Source organism: Candidatus Woesearchaeota archaeon, assembly GCA_021734105.1.
GTDB lineage: Archaea > Nanobdellota > Nanobdellia > Woesearchaeales > SKGA01 > SKGA01.
The window spans coordinates 12,616-34,074 of record JAIPJP010000009.1; the positions used below are offsets into that span (position 1 = coordinate 12,616).

Below are 21,459 nucleotides of genomic sequence, written 5' to 3' on the forward strand. Positions count from 1 at the left end.
CAACAAGAAGCGAGACTAAAATAACTATGGCTATTGTTCTCATTCCGTCAGCGTTACCTTGTTTAGACGAGTATAATCGCATAGCTATTCCTCAGAGTAGTATTTGAAGAGTAATTCTTTTTAAATGTGGCGGTTAGAAAAAGTATCGCGCTAAGAAGTTACTAGCACGCATTCATTCTTTTTAAAGAAATTTGTTTTCCATTTACAAGAAAGCTCGGCAGGACAAAGTTGTTCCTCGCAAGCAATTTTATCTGGATAATCCCCGCAAGCAACAACATCATCACAATCAAAACAAGTTTTCTTTCCCCACTCACAGTCACCAACAGCACAAGAATCTATAATGCAAGATTCATTTACTCCATAATCGCGACACTCGTTAATAGTACAATCAACACAGGTTTCGCTCGTAGTCCAATAACAACCATTACATTCGCTTACCAACGCATTATCTGCATTACAAGTTGTCGTGTTTTTATAAAAGGAACATGGTGTGCACGCTCCCAGCGGATTTGAAATCGTATCAGAAGATATAGCTTCTGTGTCTGCCGCGTTTGGATTTTCTGATTTGAGGAGATAAAATTGTTGAATATTTTTTTCTGAACTTTTTACTGCATAAGTTAAGAGATAATAAGGTTCATCTCCGGCTAACCCTGCTAGTTTTCCAGTAATTTGTACTCCTGTTCCTTTCTTACAATTTGTTTTTTCATAGTCAAATCCTGGTTCGGGAGGCAGGAGTGTACCTTGGGCAGTGCTTAGAGGATGATAAGTAGTATTCGATGTAGTTCGTGATGCTTTTCGAATGGTTAATGAGCAAGTGCCATCTGCAAATTCATTAATACCTACAATATCAATTATTTCTTGCGGTGTGATTTCAGCAGATGAGTAGTTAGTAGGATAAGACGTTGTTTTAGAGGTTACTCCAAGACTGTTTAAGTCATTATCTTTATGAAGATATAATCCTATGTTACCATCAGGACAGTTAAAATTTGTAATATCTTCTAGGAGAACAATTTTTCTATCAGTACCGCTTGTTGTTGCTGCAATTGAGTCTGACCATCGTTGAAATTCCTCTTTTTTACCTGGCTGCGCTATGCAACAAACTCGCCCCGTTTCATCAGGTTCAATAAAATTATTGCGTATGGAAACATCTTCATCGCAAGATCCTGTTCGTATACCATTTTGTTGATTACAAGGATCTGTTTGTAAAGGATTTATAATAAGTGGTATGATAATAAAAATTACAACAAGAAGAACAATAATACCAATAATTATTTTGAAGGGTAATTCTGTGCCCATGTCTGCTTTGTTGGAAAATAAAAGTTTCATATTGCCTCACAAAAAAGAGTAAAAAAGAAAAAATAAGCACAGTTTAACTTTGTGTTTTAAGGGAAATATAACATTTGCCACCTAAATCTTTACATTCTCCATCTCCTGCTGGATAACGCAACGTGTGCGTGGTGTCTGGATTACACATGCCGTTCATTGCAAAACATCCTGTTGATTTTTCAATATTGTTTCCTGATTTAAACACAAACATTGCCAAAATGACCAGTACTAAAACTGCAATTGCAGCAATAATAATAACATTCATAGAGAGTTCTGAGCCTTTTTTATTCTTAAATACCATACGTATCAACCTCACGAGTCTTTTCAACAAGTTTTCTATAAAAATCTTTATTTAAATGTTTCTATGAGTCTGAGAAGACGTGAAGTTGCGCGTAAGGCAAAATAAAGAGCTTGAAGCAATAAACTGCTAGCGCCACTAACACCCAAAAAAACAATAGCTGGGCTGTTACTATGTCCAAACCTCTACTAGACCATCTTTTGTTAATTACAAATTCCTAATTCTAATCGTACAGCTCCAGTCCATGGATAAAGAGGTATAGAATAAGGGCTTATGGGGCTTCTTCCGACCGTTTCTGCTGTGCAAAGGCCTTGCCCTGCAGTAATATCCTTTGCAGATGTTGAGGGGAAGTCAATTCGAAAATCATAGATATACCCCCATTCGTCAAGTGTTTGGTTCGTAATATTATATAGGGTGTCATTAATCGCAGCACAAGAGTTCATACCATGACATCGTATGGTTCTTGTTGTTGCGCAATCGTAAATGAGACTATCTATTGTTGTTCCGCACAAAGAGGTGTCGATAAATGCTTTAATAAAACTTGCTTGGAGTGCGTTGTTGGTGTATTGTGTGAATAATCGTTTTTTTGATGAATCAGCAGCGTTTATACTTGAGGAAAGGTAAAAAAGTAAGACTATGGAGATGATAATAACTATAATAACTAGACCTATTATTTCTGATTGTGCTTTTTGTTTCATCGTCTATCATACGCTGTTATAAATAACACGCCAAACGCTGTGTCTTTGGTAATGCCATGTTGTAAGGAGAGAGGAGTGATTACTTGGCGAACATTTGCAATGGATTCGTTTAATGAGTTATTATATAATACCCACTTTCGTTTTCCTGGATATATTTCTTGCACATAAATAGTAATGGTTCCTAATTGTGTTGCATAATATTCTTCTGTTAATATTGCTTCGCTCTTAAGCATTGTTTCAAAGGCATCAAGTTTTGTTGTGTCAAAGCAAGAGTTTTCAGTTATTTCTAGCTCTGCGCATGCAAGTTCGGGTAAAGTTCCTATAAATTGCGCGAGCGCTATGGAATCTAAGTCATCAAATTTTGATCGTTGCTCATTAAAGTCTTCTTCTTGTACGTTTGAGTAAAACACCAGTCCAAAAATAATAATAAAAAGTATAATGATAATGGCAAAAATTGATTCTCCCATTTGTATTTGTGCGCGTTCGGTTTGTTTTGGTGCGCAGCGTTGATGCGAGGAATTATTTTTTATTGTGTTCTTTGATTTCATCGTGTTAGTAAAGCGAAAGGCAGTTTTGTGATGCTGTGACTTGGTTATTTATGGTAGCAAGTTTGTTTAGAGAGTTCGTCGTACGTGCTATGGTGGTAAAATTAAATGATTCTTGTAATGTTTTGTTAAGTTCTTGAAGATAATGTGTTGCTCCCGTATCAACAGTGTTATCAAGAAGATAGGTGCAGCTTGCAGAAACAAAGGCGGGCGTTAAAGAAGTAATTTCTTTAATGCGATAGTAATGGAGCATGCTTGCCATGCGTAGTCGTTGTAATGCTTTTTGCATAGTGCATGCATAGGTTTGTTTTGATTCTGAGAACATTGCACCATAAATACTTGCTTTATCTAAATAAGGCGAAGGATAGGCATTATCTGAGTCTGTAAGAAAATTCACTAACTTTTTCGTCGAGTTAACAGTCTGTTGTTTAATTATGCTTAAAGGAATAAAATAAATTGTTCCGTTAAAAAAAGGATCTGCGTTGTTTGCAGGTTCTATGACAAGAACATTTCCTCGAGCATCCAAATCTGCATTCTTAAAATTTAATTCAATCTCGGAGTTGGTATTAAGTTGTTGTTTAAGAAATACGTACGTGTATCTATCCATGTTTAGCTTGATATCCTCTTCGCTTTTATTCCATGCGTAGCGACTAAAGTTTTCTGGAAAGTCTTTATATAAATCATTCATGTGCGAGTATTGGTCTGGTTGATAAAACACAAAATGTTCTTTGTCATTGGTTACATACAAAAAGTTTCCAACGCTGTATGTTGGCGACCAACTCTTTGTCCATGTATAAATTACATCACCTTGTAAATTATAAGGTGAAAAATAAATATTATATTTGGTATTCACCATTTTTATATCTTCTATTGCATAATAATAAAGATTCTCTTGAGTATTGCATACGAATGAAAGTTCAAATGGCGGTATTCGCTCATAGATTTTTATGGTACCTGGTTGTTGCTCTGTAGCTGAGAGAATGGTTTTCATGCGTTGTGCAAAATTAATACTTATGGTTTGTTCGCTTGTTTTACTTTGCCCTCCAATGATGGTAAAGAAAAAAAGGAGAATGACGGCGCCAACTATTAAAACGAATATCCAATTAAATTGGAGTTCCATTTGAGCTTTTGATGAACGAGTGAGTGGTGGTTTGGTTGATTGCATAGTATCATGGTTTGCTAACGAGTGTTGTTTTTCCTTGGCCTGTAAAAATAAAGGTGAATTTATTTTGTCGCGCGTTAAAACAAGTTACATTATTAGGATCTACAAGTGCGAGTTGTGGCGCGTAACCCGCGTCTAATGCAAGTCCTTGGTCATCGATAAGAAACACGTTTGTTTGCACGCCATCTTTTACTGTATTTTTAATCAGCGTTGCTCCAGGAAAATCTTGGTCCGCATTATCAAGGCTCGAGTGTTTATCAATTGCTTTCGCATCAACTAGACAGAGTGTTTTATAAGAGCAAGGCGCAAGATAGGTTTCTTGAACAACTCCTCCATAGTCATTGTTAGTACGAATTGATTCTTTAAATGTATCGCCGAAAATAATTATATCTGTTGCGCATTTATCTTCAAAAGTTCCTCCGAGCATTTTTGTTGCAATAAGTACTATTGCACCTATAATGAGCAGGGCCACTATGAAAGTAAATATCATGTTGATTTGTGCTTTATTTGTTGTTAGTATCATCTTTCTTTTCCTTTTTTTGTTTGGTAGTTATCTTTTCAAGGTCAGCAAAAACATCTGTAGAGGATGCATCTTCTGTTAAGGTCTGAGGTTTGCCTTTAGAACCTAAGTCTTCAAGAGGAACAAAATCTCCTTGTAATCCTTCATCTAACTTTGCTTGCTCTTGAGGAATTACTGTCTGTTTTTTTTGCTGGGCTAGTATTTGTTCAGGTCCGAATATATCTTCAACTACAGTCTTGTTCGTCTTAGGTACAACACCTTGTTCAGATTTAGTTTTTTCATCTACAAAAGAATCAATAAGTTCGCTTCGTGCATCTTTTTTGTCTGCTGAAATTTTTGCTCGTTTAGCATCTCCTGCTTCTCGTTTTGTTTTAAGTTCTTCAAGGTATTTTTTTTCATCAGCCAAACGTTTTGCCGCAAGGGCTTGCTGTTGTGCTGAGTTATTTTGTGTTTGAAGCGATTTTTGTTTGTAATATGATTGTTTTTGTTTTTCGCTATACACAATATATCCTGCGCCGCCAGTAATAAGGACTAATCCTCCGATAAGAAGAAGAAGTCCTATAAGCGATGGTCCTTGTTGTTCATCAGAAATACTGACACACTCATTTTGTATACATTGCGTATCTAAACCGTGACAGTCATAATCAGTGAGACATTCATACGTTGATTCGTCTAAGCCATCATCGTCATCTGATTCGTTTTTATCATCTGTTTGATTATCATCAACATCAAAATCATCATCTGGACAGGGAGGGTAACTTCCGCAAATTCCACCACAATCAACACCTTCTTCTTCAACGTCCCAAAATCCGTTTGAACAGGTTTGATTAATAATTTGATCAGTATCAAGTTCGAGAACGAATTGTTTTGTTTTATTATTTCCTGCAATGTCAAATACTGTATAACAAATTTTTTTATCTGTTTCAAAAATAAATGGATTTGCACTATAGGATGATACGCTTGCTGTTGAATAATTACAGCTTTCATTTAATGCAGCAGTCACAAGATCAAATATAGACGTACAATTTGTTTCTGCATCTCGACAACCAAAAGTGACTTCATAGCCACTTGTTGTTTTGTTAATGTGGACGTATGCTGTTGGTGGATACACATCACAAGATATGCTATCAGGTGCAACTTTTGTAACGGTGTGTTTTGTTGCTGTTCCTTTATTTCCTGCTCGATCAAGTGGCGTGATAACCCAGGTGTATGAACTATTTTGTTTTGTTTTCACGCTTCTTGGTGCTTTGTAAAGTAAATCTTTTTTTGTTGTAATAGTAATATCTGGACCGTGAATAAGATGTGCTTCATTCGTTGTTGTGCTGTTGTATAAAGAAATATTATATTTCACCGTATCTTCTGGATTTGGCGCGTTAATAAGCACGCTCATTATATTTTCACACTGATTTGTTCCACTTCCTATTACTGGCGCGAGTGGTTGTGTTACATCAACCGCGAGAGTGAATGTTTTTGTTTCTACTATGCCTTGTTCTGACTGGCAGGAAATCACAAGTGAATTTGATCCTTCTTTAAATGTTTGTCCAGTTAAGAGGTGTTGTTTATTTGTGGTCGTAGCTAAAATAGTAGTATTTTCATCTGTTTCATAGCGACAACTCGCGTTAAGATTTGTTGTAAAAACAAGTTCTGGTTCTGTTGTTGCAACAACGCTTTCTAGTAAATTAATATGTAAAACATTACTAAGTTCTATGGTAAAGCTTTCTTTAGTTATGCTTGATAATCCTGCAGGATTTGTACAATTAGCAGCTAGGTTAAAGACAAACGGTGTGTTAAATCCATACAAACCTTTGTCATCATTAAAAGAAAATTTGCGGGTAACAGTTGAAAAGTGGTTTGTAAACGAGGTGAGTTCTCCTGGAATACTCCCTTCTTTAAAATAATCTCCTGGTCCTGTTAAGTTATAATCGCAAACAACTAGGTCTCCTGAAGAACTTAAGTTCATCGTTGTTGTTACATCTGAAAAATCAACAATAGTTTTTGGTTCAAAATCAATAGTGATTTCTGGTGGCGTTGCATCATAACCAATATAAACTATTTTTGCATGGTATGCGCTTTCTCCTAAATTGTTTTGTTTGCAAATAACAAAGTAATCATTTCTCGAAAGATCTGCATAATCTAGGGGTAGCCCTTGGAGTAGAGTGTTGCTTCCTGCTGGATTTGCTACAATTGTTATGTTGTGTGTTGTTTGGGATGTTGGTGATTGTTCATTAAAAAAAAATGCTGCTCGATTAAATTCTGCTTCAAGGTCGGTAACATCTGTAGTATAAGATCGTATCCTGCAAACTACATCTGCTGCAGTTTCTATACTCACATTAAAGGGCAAGCTTGTTCCTACGGCAAAGTCTTGTGTGTCAAATAATGGGTGTTGTGGTGATAACACAACAATAGGCATAGAGTCTACATCTACAGTAAAAGAATATATGTCTTCTCGAGGATTTTTATTTACATCTATTGCTGAAATGGTAAATGTATAATCATCATTAGGAAGATAATATGTTGACGTATAGTTAAATTGCCAAGGAGAAGTTGGAGAATTATTAGCGGTTTGGTTCAGCGGATAAATTAGTTTGTTTTTATTTTCTAATTGAACTGATTCAATTTGTATTGGTGCGTTGTTCTCGTCGTAAGCAAGAGAAAATGTTGGATAAGGATTATGTATAATTGTTGGCTCGGGCAGTGCCAGAACAAAAGGTATCATGACTAGTAAAACTAAGAAAAGTAAGCTTGTTCTCTTAAGTATCATGCAGTACCTCTTTTTTTAGACGATTAAAATTTCAGGTTCATCAAAGACAGTGTTTCGAATGTGGAGATGTTCACGATGAATAGTTGATTCTACGTTTCCTTTCTTATCTTCGGCGTAAAAGTAAATGTATTTTTGTCCGTATGTTGTTAAATCGTCGCTACTTCCATCAATGATAATGTCTTTATACTCGCCAGTAAACGTTTTCACAGAACAAAAGTCACTTAACGTTTCTGGGGTTGCAGTGGTATTAAGAATTCGCGAGAAACAATAATGTATTTCTTCACATCCTGCACTGCCTAAAGGCATACCTGTATCATCTGAGCAGTTTATTCTGAAGTGTTTGCTAGTACTCCATTCTTCACCTGTTGTTCTGTATGTTTCAAAATTATCATTTCCTCTATTAATAAGTAAAGCAGATGTTGGTGGAACACCATCAATAGTAAAACTTATAGTGTCTGCCGGATCATTTTCCACCGTTTTTGAAAGTGGCGCATCAAAACTACAACGAACAAAATAGGTGTGTGTGCCGTTGTCAATGGAGAAATCTGAAACAGCTGCATAACGAAGTGAGTGTGTTAAACTATCATCGCTTCTTTTCATCTCATCCCCCGATATTGAAGAACTAAATTCTTTTTTTGATACGTTACAATTTGCTGGATTCGCTGTTGTTAAACTAAACAGTATATTATCAACTTCAGTAACACCAAATACATTACCCATTGGTTCTGTGTCTGTAACACTTTGATCTCCTTGCACTTTAATTGTTTCTGTATGTTCTTTAACGTTGCCAAACTCATCCTCACAATAACCGTGTAAATAGTATTGGCCGTCACGAAGGTAATTATATGTTAAAACCATTTTCTCCATAGCAAATAATTCTTTATCATTTGCTGGTTGCGTGCGCGTATATAAATTTTGATCGTTGTAAAGAGAGAATGCACAATGTGCTTGTTCACTAACCTCTATTCCCGCGTTGAGCGTAGTGACATAGACATCCGGCTTGAGTTCTTCGTAAATAAATTCTGTTGTAATAGTTGGTTGTGGTGCAGTCATATCAACATGTATATTTTTTGTTTGTACAAATTCCCTATTATCCGCAGGATCAAAAGAGAAATAAGCAACAGTGTAGTTTGCGTCCGCAGTGATACTGTTTCGTAATACTGCAGCATCATCTGATTTTAAGTCTTGGAGAGTATAGTTGGGATAACTAAATGTATCTTCATATATTGCAAAAAGGGTTGTTAGTTTTGAAGGCTGAAATGATGCATCAGAAACGGTAACAGCAAGATTAACTAATTCAAGAGGACCGTAGGTAGGCTTATCGCCTGGTTTCCATAAAATAGTTGTGTTTGGCGGTTCATTATCCGTAAGGCATTGCAAATTTTTGTTTGAGTTAGATATTTCTAGACAATCTTCTTGTTTATCCTTGTTCGATTTATGAAAAAAATAATTATTAGTGTTTTTTATACAGACATTGTTGGTGTCGTCCCAAACACAGGTACCAAAGCCAAAATAATCTTGACTCGCACTAAGTTGCGTATTAGTTCCAGCAATTGGTTTTGCAGCTGTTGTGTCACTTGAAGGATCATCAGCAACATCATAGCTAATATTATACGATGCATTTTGCCCAGTCTCACCTATGCAATCTGTTTTGGTGTCATAAAAAGCGCATCCGACATCGTTTTTATGCACACAAGTTGGTACAAGTGGAGTGCCCTTTCGTTCTAAAACATTAGTAAGCTTTGAATCCAAAGTATTTTTTTCTTCGTTGTAATAACAAAGCGAGTTATTGTTTTCGTCAAGTTTTCCATAAGTTACTTCGCACATCGTTTCTGTGCAAAAACCTAGTGGTGATTCTGCATCGCAAAGTCCACAAACTACGGCTTCATCTTCTAGGGGACTACAAACGCCTATGCCGAGTTCTTCGTTGTAAGGAGTCCATTCACATCCTAGTCCTTCCCCTTGAAAGTTCATGCAAGGATCATTTAAGCATGCGCCTTCTCCATCATAGTCATAACAGCTCACAACACTTTCACATTGTTTATACATTGGTTGTGTGTAAAGTGTTCTGTCTTTGTAGCATTGACCTATATCCTTTGATAAACCGAGCACTTTATCTCGTTCACGCGTTGCTGCTCCATAATATTGTAATGCGCTGCAAGATATCGTTCGCTCATCATCAGTAGTGATATCTAAATCGAAATTTGCATACAGTCCAAAAAGCCCGTTGCATCGATCACAGTCAGTAACAGGTAAACATTTTGCTCCTGGCTCATCAATGGTTTCAACACAAACCTCCGAGGATAAACACTCCTCGACTCGTTCTAAGCTAAGATTGGTAAGAATGCCATATTGTTCTGTTTTATATTCGCCTCCTTTGCTGCATTGTACGGGAACCGCATTTGTTGAATCGTCGCTAAAAGGTTTACAATTTGCGCCTAGTGGTCGGTATGGATCTCTGCATTCTTTATCTCCTGAACTAAAACAAGGCAAGTTGTTAGAATCATAAGCACATATTCGTTCATTTCCTTTAGTTAATGCGCATACGTTGTAGCAATACGACGTATCATCTATAAGAAAATTGTTTAATGTGCCTGTATGCTGTGTTGGTGAAAATATTATTTTTTCTTGAAGTGTTTGTGAGCTGCATTTGTTCTGGTTGCCATCTTTTTTGCAGCCTTGAATAATAAATCCTACGATGTTTGTTTCGCAGCCTTGTTCATAATCCCATGTCAAAGTAACATCTTTTGATCCGAGTTGGTAAGCAACTCCAGGAAATAAAGGCGCGTTTTCTAAATTTTCCTTTTGTAAATTTGAATATAGGCCATATACATTACCATCGCTACTGTAGTCGCTTTGATTTGAGAGGAACTGTGGTTTTGTTGTGTCGCAAGTAGTATCACAGATTGCTCTTCCAGCTTCTGTTTGGTCACACAAATTAGTACAATCACATTTTAATGTTGAATCGCACGTGCCTGTGCATGCAGGATTACAATCAGCTATATCATACGTACAAAACTCGGTGCAACCCATAGTTCCTTGTGCATATACGTCTGTTCCAAAAACGTCTTGACAAGAAACAGAAGAAGAAAATATTTTTGTGGTTCCATTTGCTAATAAAAATCGAGAAGAATCTCCAGTAATATCGCATTGTTCCCCCATATCTAATGTCCCGTCGTTACAAACGCCGTAATTGTTTGGCTGATCAGCACATAGTTGTGATGTCGTGTTAGGAAGTGGGAGGCTGCAATTATTTCTATCATGAATTTCTCTTGTTTTAAAATAATTACCTGCATACAAAAAGCAATCACTCCATTCGCCAATAATCCAGTCTGGAATGCAAGCTCCTTCTTTTTGTGTGCACGTTAACGTAAAATTATATTCTTGATTTCCTGCTCTTAAAAACACGTCCTGTGTAGTACTTGGGTCACAATCAAAAAAAGCATGATCGCTTGGCGTGGTAAGCGTGATATCTGCAATACCTACAGGTAAATCCTCAGTAAAATTGTAATAGCCGTTTGTTGTGGTTGTTTCATATGTTCCTGTTGGTTCGAATTGAAGTGTGACTTTAATATCTGTAAGTCCATCAGAAGAACTATTTTCAAAGACATAGCCCGCTACATGTGCAGGTGTCAAAGAACTAGCTGAACTACAAGCATTACTACATGATGCATATGGTGCTAAGGGTTTGCTTTCGTAATCCCGTCCTTTGCAATAAGCAACAAGAACATCCGAAAGGTTTTTTTCTGCATCGCCTGCTTCTTTACTAAATGCTGCCTGAATTCCGTTGCAACAACAACGAGTTTGTGTAAGTGAATCGTTAAACAAGGGGGCTGTTTTGACCCCCGAATAGCATTGTTCTTGCCATAATTGACCTCCTGCGCAATCATCTGCGGTTGCATCTGGGTTTAATGGTATGGCTGCAAAAGGTGTTAAGCAACAGCTATGAGGATATGTTTCCTCTTCTGCTAAAACTACAGCCATTGCTGTTAAGAAAATAATGACTAGAACGATTACATAACGTATTTTTTTCACCACAAACACCCTCATGTTGTATTAATGCTAATAGGAAGTGCTTTCTTTATAAACCTTTTGCAGCGAATACCATTTGTAACAGACCCCTATCATCGCTTAAAAAAGAATAAAAAAGGTAGATTAGTCCCATTCTCTTGTTGAAGGCAGGCATGTATGTGAGCAATATTTTTTAGTAGTGCTTGTCGTAACTGTTTGCACGTAAGTATTGTACGGTCCCAAATAGTCATCACAAAAAAGAAGTGAGTTCCCACAAAGAAGCGCCTCGCCATATGGCGTCTGGACTAAATTATTTTCTTCTAGCACCTCTCCTTGAAAACATGCACGTGTGCCATCAGGTATAATGAAAATATTTGAGGATCCTGTTTCGCAACAATTTCCAGCCATATAAATTCCGTTTCGACACTCGCACGCTGCCTGACTATTTTGTGGCGCAATTTGACAATTGGAAAGACAAGCTGTATTCTCAACACACCGATAGTCTTGTAAACTACCCTGATCAGTAACAAAATCAGCTGCAGTAAAGTCCTTACAAACTGGATTTCCATCACACGTGCAGGCAGAAAGATCGCTTAAACCACACGCTCCACTCTTACAAACACCCATACAACTAAAATCTCCTGCGGATGGCTGCGGCGCAATAACGCCGTTATCTTGAAGGTTTCCTCCTTGTGGTCCTGCGCAATAACCTTTTTGAATATACTCAAATACATCTTTATCATACTTTTTGTCATAAAATTCTTTGAATGCAGGTTCGAGTTCAGAATCGTCATTAAACGAATCATAAAGTTGTTTTTCAAAAGTTGTTGAAGAATAATCCCTGCAAACAAGATTCTCTTCTTCCTTGTTAAAACCAACGATTGATGGTCCTGCGCATCGCGCAAATTGATTTTCTAAAGCGGGGGTGAAATCAGTGCACTCGGTTTCAATCCACTCGGTATTAATAGTTCCACCGCACGTGTTTCCTCGTTGCGCACTACAAAATTGTTTAAAGTTCACGCTAAAAAAATTATTCATACGATTATCACTAAAAGAAATATCCGATGGTGAGTGTGTAAAATCTTTTCCTCCATAAGCATCTGCTAAGAATTTATTGCCATAACTAGTCTTGTTCACATCAACAACTGTTTTGTCCTTATCTAAGATTGCTGTTTGGAGTAAAGTATAGTCTTGGTAAGGATAGGTAATCTTAAAATCTTTTTCATAGCATACCATTGACGAGTCTGCATAATCGCCACCTCGTAACCCCCCAGAAGGTATATTATCTTGCGACAGAGGGTTTTCTACAACGCAGCATACGTGGGATGCTTGATATTCTTCTCCTGAATAATATGGGTAAGGCAATGATTCATAATCATTTTTGGAAATAGCCTCATTGCTTATCGTTCCTTTATAACCATGTGGCAAACATGCTGCTAAGTGTATAGTTTTAACATCTGGATCGCTTGTAAGCCCTTCTTGTGATACTGCCAAACTCACCTGTCTTTTTTCGATTACATTTCCTGAAAAATTTTCTGCGGAGAACCAAACCGCGGTGACATTGTGAATAGTGATATCCTCTTGAATGGGCAAAGACAATACATTATTCGAAGTAGTTATTATTTTTCCGTCTTTATTATCAATAAAGGTATAAACTAAACTATCATCATCACGTAATAATGCTGGTTGTGAATTTGAGGCATTCAAAATATAAGGATCTTCTATGGACGCATATGAATTATTAATATCATCAAAAAGATTTCTTAGTTCTAGAACAGCAACGGGTAAGTCAAAAACAAGTATGCGCACTATTTGGAAATCTTTAAGACCGTGCGCGTCTGTAACAATTACGGTTACATTGTGTAGTCCTATATCTTCATCGGTCGTATCATACCATGTTTGAGAAGTTGCTTCTGCGTTAAAGTCTTTCCATTGATTAACAAAGTCTTCGGGAGGATCGTTGTCTCGAACAACACATTGCCAATGGTTAGCAAGCGCGCAACCATCATCTAATTCGTCGCAACAGGTCTCGTTAAACATATCGTTTGCGTCTGCTTTCCAACCAGTTAGTTGTACAGTTACTTCACTACCGTCCGGGTCGATAAAATCTATGGGAATCGTTACTCTATCACCTATTTGATGTTGAAAATTAACAACGTTCTCATTAATAATAGTTGGTGGTGTTCTTGGCCAGTGTAAATAGTCTAGTGCTGGTTTTCGTTGTTGTATTGCAAAATTAAATGTTAATGGTTTTCCTAGAACTTGCGATGAGGTGTCCGTGACGCGTAAGACTTGATCAAGGCAAACGCTTCCTTCTATATCGCAGTCAAGTTCTGAAGGTAACACGTTAACATCATAAAAAGGATAGTAAAAAGGATTAAAATCTGGATTATCCCACTCTTCTCGAACATCAAAATAAGGATTCCTCACCATGTTTTTCACAAGAATATATATAAAATTGTAAAATTCGTTAATGTTAATAGAAAATTTTTTTTGAAAATCAAATTGTCTAATAATAGGTTCTTTTCCTTGAACACGCACAATAAAAGGATAGCTTGCTATAACTTGCATGCCTCTTGGTTGTTGAAAATATATAGAAACATTAGGTTCGTCAATAACAGTAATGTTGCTTCCTAAAATATTTTCGTACATCGTAAAATTAACACAAACAGGAAGTTCGTATTCGACAAATGTTTGTAATTGTCGCTCCAAAGAATTATTTTTCGCCATGGAGTCAAAGCCGTAAAGCGAATTACAAACAAGTGTATTTTTGTTTGGCCCATCATATGAGCAAAGGGGCGGCATGTTGTTTTTTCCTAAAAAACCACTCCAGCTTATTTCTCTGGAGAGCAGATTGCATCCTGGTAATGAGTCAAAGAAATTATTTGCGTAGCGAGTCGTGTAGGCTGTAAAAAAAGTATCTTTGATAGGGTAATAACTTGTTTCTTCGTTTGATAAGTTAATAGGTCTTGGTGGTAAGGCTATTGGGCAGTCGGCATAATCTCGAATGCCATAACTAATATTGAACTGTTTTTCCACTAGGTTTCCTCTTTCAAGCGTTGTGTAGGTAAAAGGATAGTAGTGGACTCCTTGTTTAAAAGACTGATCAGCATCAGTATTTTGAGTTTTATCTGGCGTCAATCCCCCTTGACTTTCATAAATAACTCCTCCTTGTTGACTAAGAAGTACAATTCCTTCAGAGGTTACTTTATCTAGACAACTTGAGACGTAATGATGCAACGCGCTTGTTTGTACAAATTCTTCAATTAGATTGTCTGCCTCGGCATCAAGTCTTGCTTGCTCGGTTAAATTTCTTGCTGAAAGAACTATGGCTACAACGATGACTAGAAGAATTCCAATAATTACAAAAAGTGTTATCTGACCTCTTTTTTGCATGAAAATATTTAAGACTCTCGTTCTTTTAAATGTTACTTAAGAAAACTCAAAAATTACCTTAAAGAATATCTACAGGCGTGTATTCCTTGTAAAAAGCACAACTAAGTATCAGTGCTGGCTGTAAATAATTAAAAGAACTTATTGCCTAAAAAAGAATACAACAATTTGATGTTAGAACAAAAAAGTATTATTCTTTTTTCTTTACAACAACCGATGCAAAACTTACTGTGGTGTGATAATCGTCATTAAGGTCTCCTGAGAGATAGTTTTGTTCGAGTAATATTTTTTCTGGCTGCAGAACTTGAAAAAAAAGTCGAAGCGCGTGAAAACCACTAATTGGTGCCATGGTTTCATCAACCGCTGTTAAAAATCCTTCTTTGTCAAACGCAGTGAGTGCATTAAATAGTTTTTTATCTACTGCCGCAATGTTTTCTGGAATGTGTTCAGTAAAGGGGACATAGTGGAATTTTCTTCCATAACTAGTAAAATGAGTGATAAAGATGTATGTCGCTGTTTTTTTTTGCTCAAGAAGTGTTTCTTTGATATCGACGGAGAGTTCTTCAACATTGGTTTCTGGTCCAACAATAAGCGGCGCTATTTTTATTTTTTCTGCGTGTCCTTTGTTAATGAATTGCAAGAAAGGGAGTTGTACTTCTATAACTGATTCGACGTTATGTAGTTCGTCGTTAAGCGCGATGTTTCCTTTGGCAACGAGTTCTCGAAGAAAATTCTGGTCTGCACGTACCTCGCCATAAGGCATTTGAAATGTTTGCATGGTGGTTCCTGTTTTTGTGCTGTGTTGTGCTTGCCCAATAATAATGTAGAGGTCTGATGCAACGCCTTCTTCTGCTAGTGCTGCATAGCTCCACGCAGCGCAAGGTCCTGCTAATTCATATGATGCGTGCGGTACAATAATTGCTTGCACGTTTCCTTCTTTTGGCTTAGTAAGTTTTCCTGCTGGAAGCGCTCCAGGACCCAGTTTATGGTGAAAGATGTCGTCGAATTGTTTATCAAGAAGGGTGACGCCGTTTGCGTAGTGGGTTTTGTTTGCTATTGGTTGTCTCATGTCATGAGTTAAGAGCAAAGAAGTTAATAAATCTTGCGTAGCGTAGAAGCTTACATTAATTCAATCTGCAGGGTTATAACTCATATCAACAGTATCAATAGGAACATAACTTATATTAACGGTTGCGTTGCAATAAGAATTGGTTTTACAAGCATCTAGAGACTTTGAAGAACAATAACTATAGTTAGTATCGCAAACTGAATCATACGCTCCCGACGGGTACTCAGTACAATAAGGAAAATTCTCTTCACAACCATCATCTATACATTCAGGGTCTAAAGGAGATTGATCTCCACAAACTTGTGCTTGCGTACACGGCAGTGGCATCGTATCCCAGTCACAGCTAATAAGTGTTTCAACAGCTTCGCAACCACTTTCTTCAACTTCATCATCATCACAATTTGTTTTGTTTGCCACAAATTCCCAGCCCTTTTCAGAATCACAGATGCCGCAGCTCAGCATAGCAGAAGAATCTGAATCGTCACAATCATCATTCTCATCGCAAGCGGTATCTGTTGTAGAAGGTGTTGGTTTGAGCTCACAACTAATATTATTTAGTTGCCCATGATCACAAGTCATGTTTGAATCTTTTGTATAACTTGCATTCCAAAATCCGCAGGAATTGTTTCCAAATTTAAAAATCTCTTTTCCATCAGTATTATTATCACATGCTTCTGCGTATTCTAAAATACCGTTGCCTAGCGTTGAAGTATATGTTCCTGTGGTGTAGGGGATAGTTGGATCAATAGCAAGTGCTGTTGTTAGTCGTTTCCAATCAAAAGAAACTTCATAGGAATACTTTTTTTGGGGATTAACTAACGAAATTATTTGTCGTTCGATACTTTTGTTTGAGCCATAACTATAGTTCAGTGCGTATATTTCATCATTATAATATCGCTCAGCAAGTGGCTCAACAGAGGTGTTAATGTTTATGTACTCTATGGTGTAATACTTATTATTTAACTTCTCTTTGGTTTCTTGTAGGCCAATAAGGGTTTTATTTCCTCGTTGTTCTAAGTAAAAATCATCAAAGACAATGGTTTCATCGGCAAACAAAGAGAGGAGTGCTTCGGGGTTAAATGTTTCTTGTACTAAATCATCTTTTTTGGTAAACCATCCTGAAAAGAATTTTTTAATACCGTCTAAAATATTTTGTGTGAATGAACCAATTGAAGCGCCATTGTTAAAAACTTTATCAAAATCATAATCGCCATTTTCCGTATATGCTAAGAATAGTATGTTAAATTCTGGGTTGTATGCAAAACGTAATCCTGATGAACCTTCATAGTCGCAACCTGTAAAGAAGTCATCTTCTTCTCGTTGATCTGCAGAAAGCACATTCTCACATGCAGTACTAAATGCTTCTTTCTCAGTTTCATCATCTGTTGCTAATTCTATGTCAAAAATCTTTGCGTGTTGATAAAAAAGGGTCATGAATTCTTTAATAGTTACTTCCGAGTCTAATCCTAATCCTATGAGTACTTGGTCTGTTGGATTGGTTGCCGAAAGACCATAACTGAGCACACAAGAATCTTTAATATTGTTCTGCACAGCAGATAAACCTAATGCACCAGAACCATCTGAAGATTGTTCTAGTCCTGCGATGTCTCCACAAAAAATGTTAAAGTTTGTGCTGTCTTCAGTAACTTCTTCTGATGCGATATCATACATTTTTGCTGCGATAATTCTTGATTTTGATAAGCTTCGAACATCTACCCAGTCTCCTCCTGGCGTACATACATGTGTTCCTAAGGCGTCAAAATCAGTTTTTAGATATTCTGACGCTGTATCTACAAGTAATTCGTCACGAGAATCATCATCTGCATAATCTGCATAAGAAACAAATTTATCTTCATAAGCGTTTCCATCGCGGTTGCAAATATAGAATGCTGCATCGCCGTTGGCATTAACAAAGTAAAGTAAATCGTTATAGTTTGGATCGTTGAGTGCTTCGCCTACAGTCATATCGCTATAAACAGTTGCTCCAGAAAAACAAGCTGCTTCGCTATCTACATAATATTCTCCTGCTCCGTTTCGCTCTCTGGTGTCATCTCCACAACAGCGACTTCCTGTCCAGTCAAAACTTGCTTGCGCTTCGCATGCATACCAATAAGGTCCTTTTTCAGAAAGCTCTACATCTTCATCAAATCCTACATCCGTCGGACCATCAAGATTTTTGACCCATTGTCCGAAGTTTCCTGCACAATAATAATTATCAGTATTATTTTTATCAGCTGCACTCCCATCTTCGCTTAAGAAAAAACTATCTGCTGCAACTTGAAGATTTGACTTTGCGACAGGATTATAGGTTGTTCTAATTTCTAGCGCAATAACATCTTTAAAGTTAAAACCCGCACAATTAAAATCTGTAAGTGGTACAACTGCATGATGCCAGCGATTAAGACCTTCGCCATTAACTAAATAGGTGCTAAAGGACTCATCCGCAATACAAAAAAGAGAATTGTTATCTTGTAATACTATTTCTTCGAGCCTGTCTAAATTATAAGCAATATCAAATTCAAGGTTATCAAACGTTGACCAGTCTTTGAGTCGTCTAAAATCATCTCGATAATTTTTTGATTCTCTAAACTCGACATCGAAAGGTTTTGATAAGGAAATTCCTCGTTGTATACTAATATAATCGATTAAATTATTATCGGCAATTTGATCAAAATTCATAACCGTATGTAATGCGCCACCTTTACCATAATAGCCATACTTATGTTCATTCTGAGTGGAGAATAAGGATTCTGATTGACTATTGTGGCAGACACTAAAATCAGTGCAACATTCAGAAATGTAATTATTACTTGATTGTTCGTAGCAAATAAATGCATTTGATTGAGTGAATGACGTTGCTGAGCTGCTAAGCGCGATTCCTTTTGATTGCCAGTTCGCACGTTCTCCTATACAACACTTTCCATAAGCGATACCGCCCGTACATTCCGAAAATAATAATGAGTCTTGGGCACCTTCAAAATAAACTCCTCCTTCTTGGATACAAGTATCTCTATTTGGCTGTTTTGAAATTGGTTTGCAAGCTGATGCCTGTTCAGTATCTGGTACTATGCAACAAATTTCTCCAGGAGCAAGACTATTTAAAGGTAAATGTTCTCCAAATGAGCAGTATGCCGGCGCCATATCGTCACCGCAAGTTTTCCCCACGTAAGTTTCTGCAACACCGTCTTCATCTCTATCTTGTGCAAATGAAACATCGCTACAAGCGCCATCTAAAGGTGTGGTGTCTAAAAGACAAGCAGCTAAAGAGAAAGTGCATTGGCTTTTTGGAACAAGCTCATTCTTATCGGCAAAATCTAATGACTTTGTTAACTCCTTGCAAGAATAATCGTAAGGATATCGTTTACAATACTGTTCTTTTAAATCGTTAAAATCATCCATATTATTAAAATAATTGCCTAAGGTTTGATTGTCAGCCACATAACAAGAACTTCTACACGCAGAGCCCTGATCAAAAAAGCCATCTTGTAAACTAAAAGAACGCACTTCAGCACCATTATTTTGGCAACAATAAAAACGCCCCTCAGCATCATTTTGACACTCAGTGAATGATGTTTCGAAATGACCTAACTCATTAATTGCTGAAACACAATCTAACTCGCCCGGATCTGTTGCGCTCGAAAAGTTCTCTCCTTCGGCAATTGCTGTTCCTTTTCCTTTTGCAGGAACATCTCCTGTTGCATTACAGTAAAACCATTCTTGTCCATTACTAATGTAATCAACGCCATTTGTGGTATGAATTTTAAATGGAACGTTTGCAGCTCCAGCATCCCACCAGTGCCATTGTGCGCTTGTAAAAAGCGAAAGTTTATTTTCATTATCTGCGGCTTCAGTTTCTGGAGCTTTATCTTTTCCACAGAAATATTCCCCGTCTAAAGAAACATAACCTACATCTGATAAATCTGAATTGATTTCGCATAAAGAATTTGCAGAACAGTCTGTTGATGATAAAACTTCACAATAAGTTGAAATATCTGCATCTCCAGTAAAATATTCACCGGTTGCATCACCATAAATATTATTACAACCCATTTCTATTAATACATCGACAGTAAAATCATGATCATCATACAACATTTGACAATCAAACTTGTGTTTAGGAACGCAACCTATATCATCCCCACAACAACCATCAAGACCGTTTAGTGCTGAGAAATCATATTCGCCTTCATTTGCAGCTAAAACATCATCATTTAAAGAATTGTCACACCAGCCATCCGTCCATTCATACTTGCCAACATCGGAATTATATCCGCATCGTTTACCTGATGAACCATCGATATAATTATCCATCGTATCAAGCATACCACAACAGGAAAGTTCGGCATCCCCATCATAATCGCCACCCATACCTGTGCAAACAGCTTCATATGCATGTCCATCATAGAATGTTGATGAAATAGTTTTACCATCTATTGCAAAAAGGTAATCATACAAATTCACAAAATTCCTAACTTGCGGTTCATTCGTCAGAAGTTTTGCCATTGAAATATATGAACTTGTTTTACTATTATCAGTCAAGTAAGCTAAAGTATGTTCTCGTTCTCCTCCATCTCTATCATCAGAGGCAATAAATGAAAAATAATAAACATTTCCTGGTTTAAGCAATAAAGATTCAAGCTCGTCAGCGTTTTCTAATTGTTGAGGAATTATGTGAGTGAAATCATTACGTACTTCAGTTTCATCAGATATATTTTCCGCCCAACCATCAGCCAATCGAATAATATCATAAAAATCTTTTCGAAGAGCACAACAATTGTCTAAACCATCAGAATAGTCTTCTGCTTTAATTAAAAAATCAGTATACGGAATTTCTTTAATAACATAACTTCCATAATCATTATGTTTCCACTTTAAAGAAAACGGAGTTTCTTCATTAACAACTAAAAAGAAAGCAATCTGATCAAAATACTTTCCAGTATCAGCGTAAAATAATTGCTCATCGTTTTCTAAAGCGGGTTCGTGAATAAGCTGATATTTGAAATCTTGTTTTTTCTCGTCTGTTTTAAAAAGCCAAGAATCTGCAAAAGAGCCATCTTGAGTATATCTTATAGGGCAAGAAAATTTTTGAGGATTAAACTGAGTAGGATCTGACTTCAAATCATATGCACAAAAAGAAATAGGATCGCGATAAGGCGAGTCTGTTTCATCGCGTTCTAAATATTGTTCATATGGAACTAATCCAAAAGTTGGAAGAACGCCATAATACAAATAATAATTTTCATAACTATAAATGGACTTGTAAAAATCAGGAAAGTGTGTTGAAAGGCTTGAAGCATCTAAGTATTCAACCTCTGATTTTTGATCAAAATCAACAAATAATCGGGCTAAATTAAATTCTTCATCGGTTAAAGAATATGACCGAACTTCCTCAGCACTAAGCACCAAACCAATCATAGAACTAAAAATAAGTAGGATAACAAGTAACATAACTAATTTTTTCACAACATCACACCTTTCCCTAAACTTAATGTTACTTAAAAACAGAATTCGTCATATATAAAGGTTTGTGCTCTTGTGGGTTTGTCCCAAGTCTCTAACTTTTTAGAAAGAAATATATGCTCCCACTGCCAAAAGTAGCATTGTGGGAGGGAAAAACAGATTGAGGCTGTTTTTCCAATGAAGAAAAAAGATAGATTAATTAAAAAAGTTAAGCAT

Annotated in this window: 11 protein-coding genes; all 11 read right to left on the bottom strand. The window is 36.8% G+C overall.

Annotated features, from left to right (window positions below):
- Positions 1 to 150: 150 nt before the first annotated feature.
- Complete coding sequence (locus K9M74_02515) at positions 151 to 1,326, bottom strand: hypothetical protein (protein ID MCF7798753.1); 1,176 nt, start codon at positions 1,324 to 1,326, stop codon at positions 151 to 153.
- A 43-nt stretch (positions 1,327 to 1,369) separates the two neighbouring features.
- Positions 1,370 to 1,627, bottom strand: coding sequence for a hypothetical protein (locus K9M74_02520; GenBank protein MCF7798754.1), 258 nt, complete (start codon positions 1,625 to 1,627; stop codon positions 1,370 to 1,372).
- Positions 1,628 to 1,827: 200 nt separating this feature from the next.
- Positions 1,828 to 2,322, bottom strand: a complete 495-nt coding sequence (locus K9M74_02525) for a hypothetical protein (GenBank protein MCF7798755.1) — start codon at positions 2,320 to 2,322, stop codon at positions 1,828 to 1,830.
- A complete protein-coding gene (locus tag K9M74_02530; protein MCF7798756.1) occupies positions 2,319 to 2,870 on the bottom strand; it encodes a hypothetical protein in 552 nt (183 codons plus the stop codon). Before K9M74_02530 ends, K9M74_02525 begins: the two co-directional genes overlap by 4 nt.
- Before the next feature lie 4 nt (positions 2,871 to 2,874).
- A complete protein-coding gene (locus K9M74_02535) occupies positions 2,875 to 4,032 on the bottom strand; it encodes a hypothetical protein (GenBank protein ID MCF7798757.1) in 1,158 nt (385 codons plus the stop codon).
- Between the two features lie 4 nt (positions 4,033 to 4,036).
- Entirely contained in the window at positions 4,037 to 4,552 is a 516-nt protein-coding gene (locus tag K9M74_02540; protein ID MCF7798758.1) for a hypothetical protein, read from the bottom strand.
- Positions 4,533 to 7,310, bottom strand: a complete 2,778-nt coding sequence (locus K9M74_02545) for a hypothetical protein (GenBank protein MCF7798759.1) — start codon at positions 7,308 to 7,310, stop codon at positions 4,533 to 4,535. Before K9M74_02545 ends, K9M74_02540 begins: the two co-directional genes overlap by 20 nt.
- A gap of 15 nt (positions 7,311 to 7,325) precedes the next feature.
- Positions 7,326 to 11,345, bottom strand: coding sequence for a hypothetical protein (locus tag K9M74_02550; protein MCF7798760.1), 4,020 nt, complete (start codon positions 11,343 to 11,345; stop codon positions 7,326 to 7,328).
- A 120-nt stretch (positions 11,346 to 11,465) separates the two neighbouring features.
- A complete protein-coding gene (locus tag K9M74_02555; protein ID MCF7798761.1) occupies positions 11,466 to 14,717 on the bottom strand; it encodes a hypothetical protein in 3,252 nt (1,083 codons plus the stop codon).
- 187 nt (positions 14,718 to 14,904) lie between these two features.
- Positions 14,905 to 15,783, bottom strand: coding sequence for an AmmeMemoRadiSam system protein B (amrB, locus tag K9M74_02560; protein ID MCF7798762.1), 879 nt, complete (start codon positions 15,781 to 15,783; stop codon positions 14,905 to 14,907).
- Between the two features lie 60 nt (positions 15,784 to 15,843).
- Positions 15,844 to 21,246 (bottom strand): hypothetical protein, encoded by a 5,403-nt coding sequence (locus K9M74_02565; protein ID MCF7798763.1) that lies wholly within the window; start codon positions 21,244 to 21,246, stop codon positions 15,844 to 15,846.
- Positions 21,247 to 21,459 lie beyond the last annotated feature (213 nt).

Bases quoted from the DNA above. Each gene is read 5' to 3' on its own strand.
- K9M74_02540 (MCF7798758.1), bottom strand. From the start codon at position 4,552: ATGATACTAACAACAAATAAAGCACAAATCAACATGATATTTACTTTC.
- K9M74_02530 (MCF7798756.1), bottom strand. From the start codon at position 2,870: ATGAAATCAAAGAACACAATAAAAAATAATTCCTCGCATCAACGCTGC.
- K9M74_02525 (MCF7798755.1), bottom strand. From the start codon at position 2,322: ATGAAACAAAAAGCACAATCAGAAATAATAGGTCTAGTTATTATAGTT.
- amrB (MCF7798762.1), bottom strand. From the start codon at position 15,783: ATGAGACAACCAATAGCAAACAAAACCCACTACGCAAACGGCGTCACC.
- K9M74_02535 (MCF7798757.1), bottom strand. From the start codon at position 4,032: ATGCAATCAACCAAACCACCACTCACTCGTTCATCAAAAGCTCAAATG.
- K9M74_02520 (MCF7798754.1), bottom strand. From the start codon at position 1,627: ATGGTATTTAAGAATAAAAAAGGCTCAGAACTCTCTATGAATGTTATT.
- K9M74_02515 (MCF7798753.1), bottom strand. From the start codon at position 1,326: ATGAAACTTTTATTTTCCAACAAAGCAGACATGGGCACAGAATTACCC.
- K9M74_02545 (MCF7798759.1), bottom strand. From the start codon at position 7,310: ATGATACTTAAGAGAACAAGCTTACTTTTCTTAGTTTTACTAGTCATG.
- K9M74_02555 (MCF7798761.1), bottom strand. From the start codon at position 14,717: ATGCAAAAAAGAGGTCAGATAACACTTTTTGTAATTATTGGAATTCTT.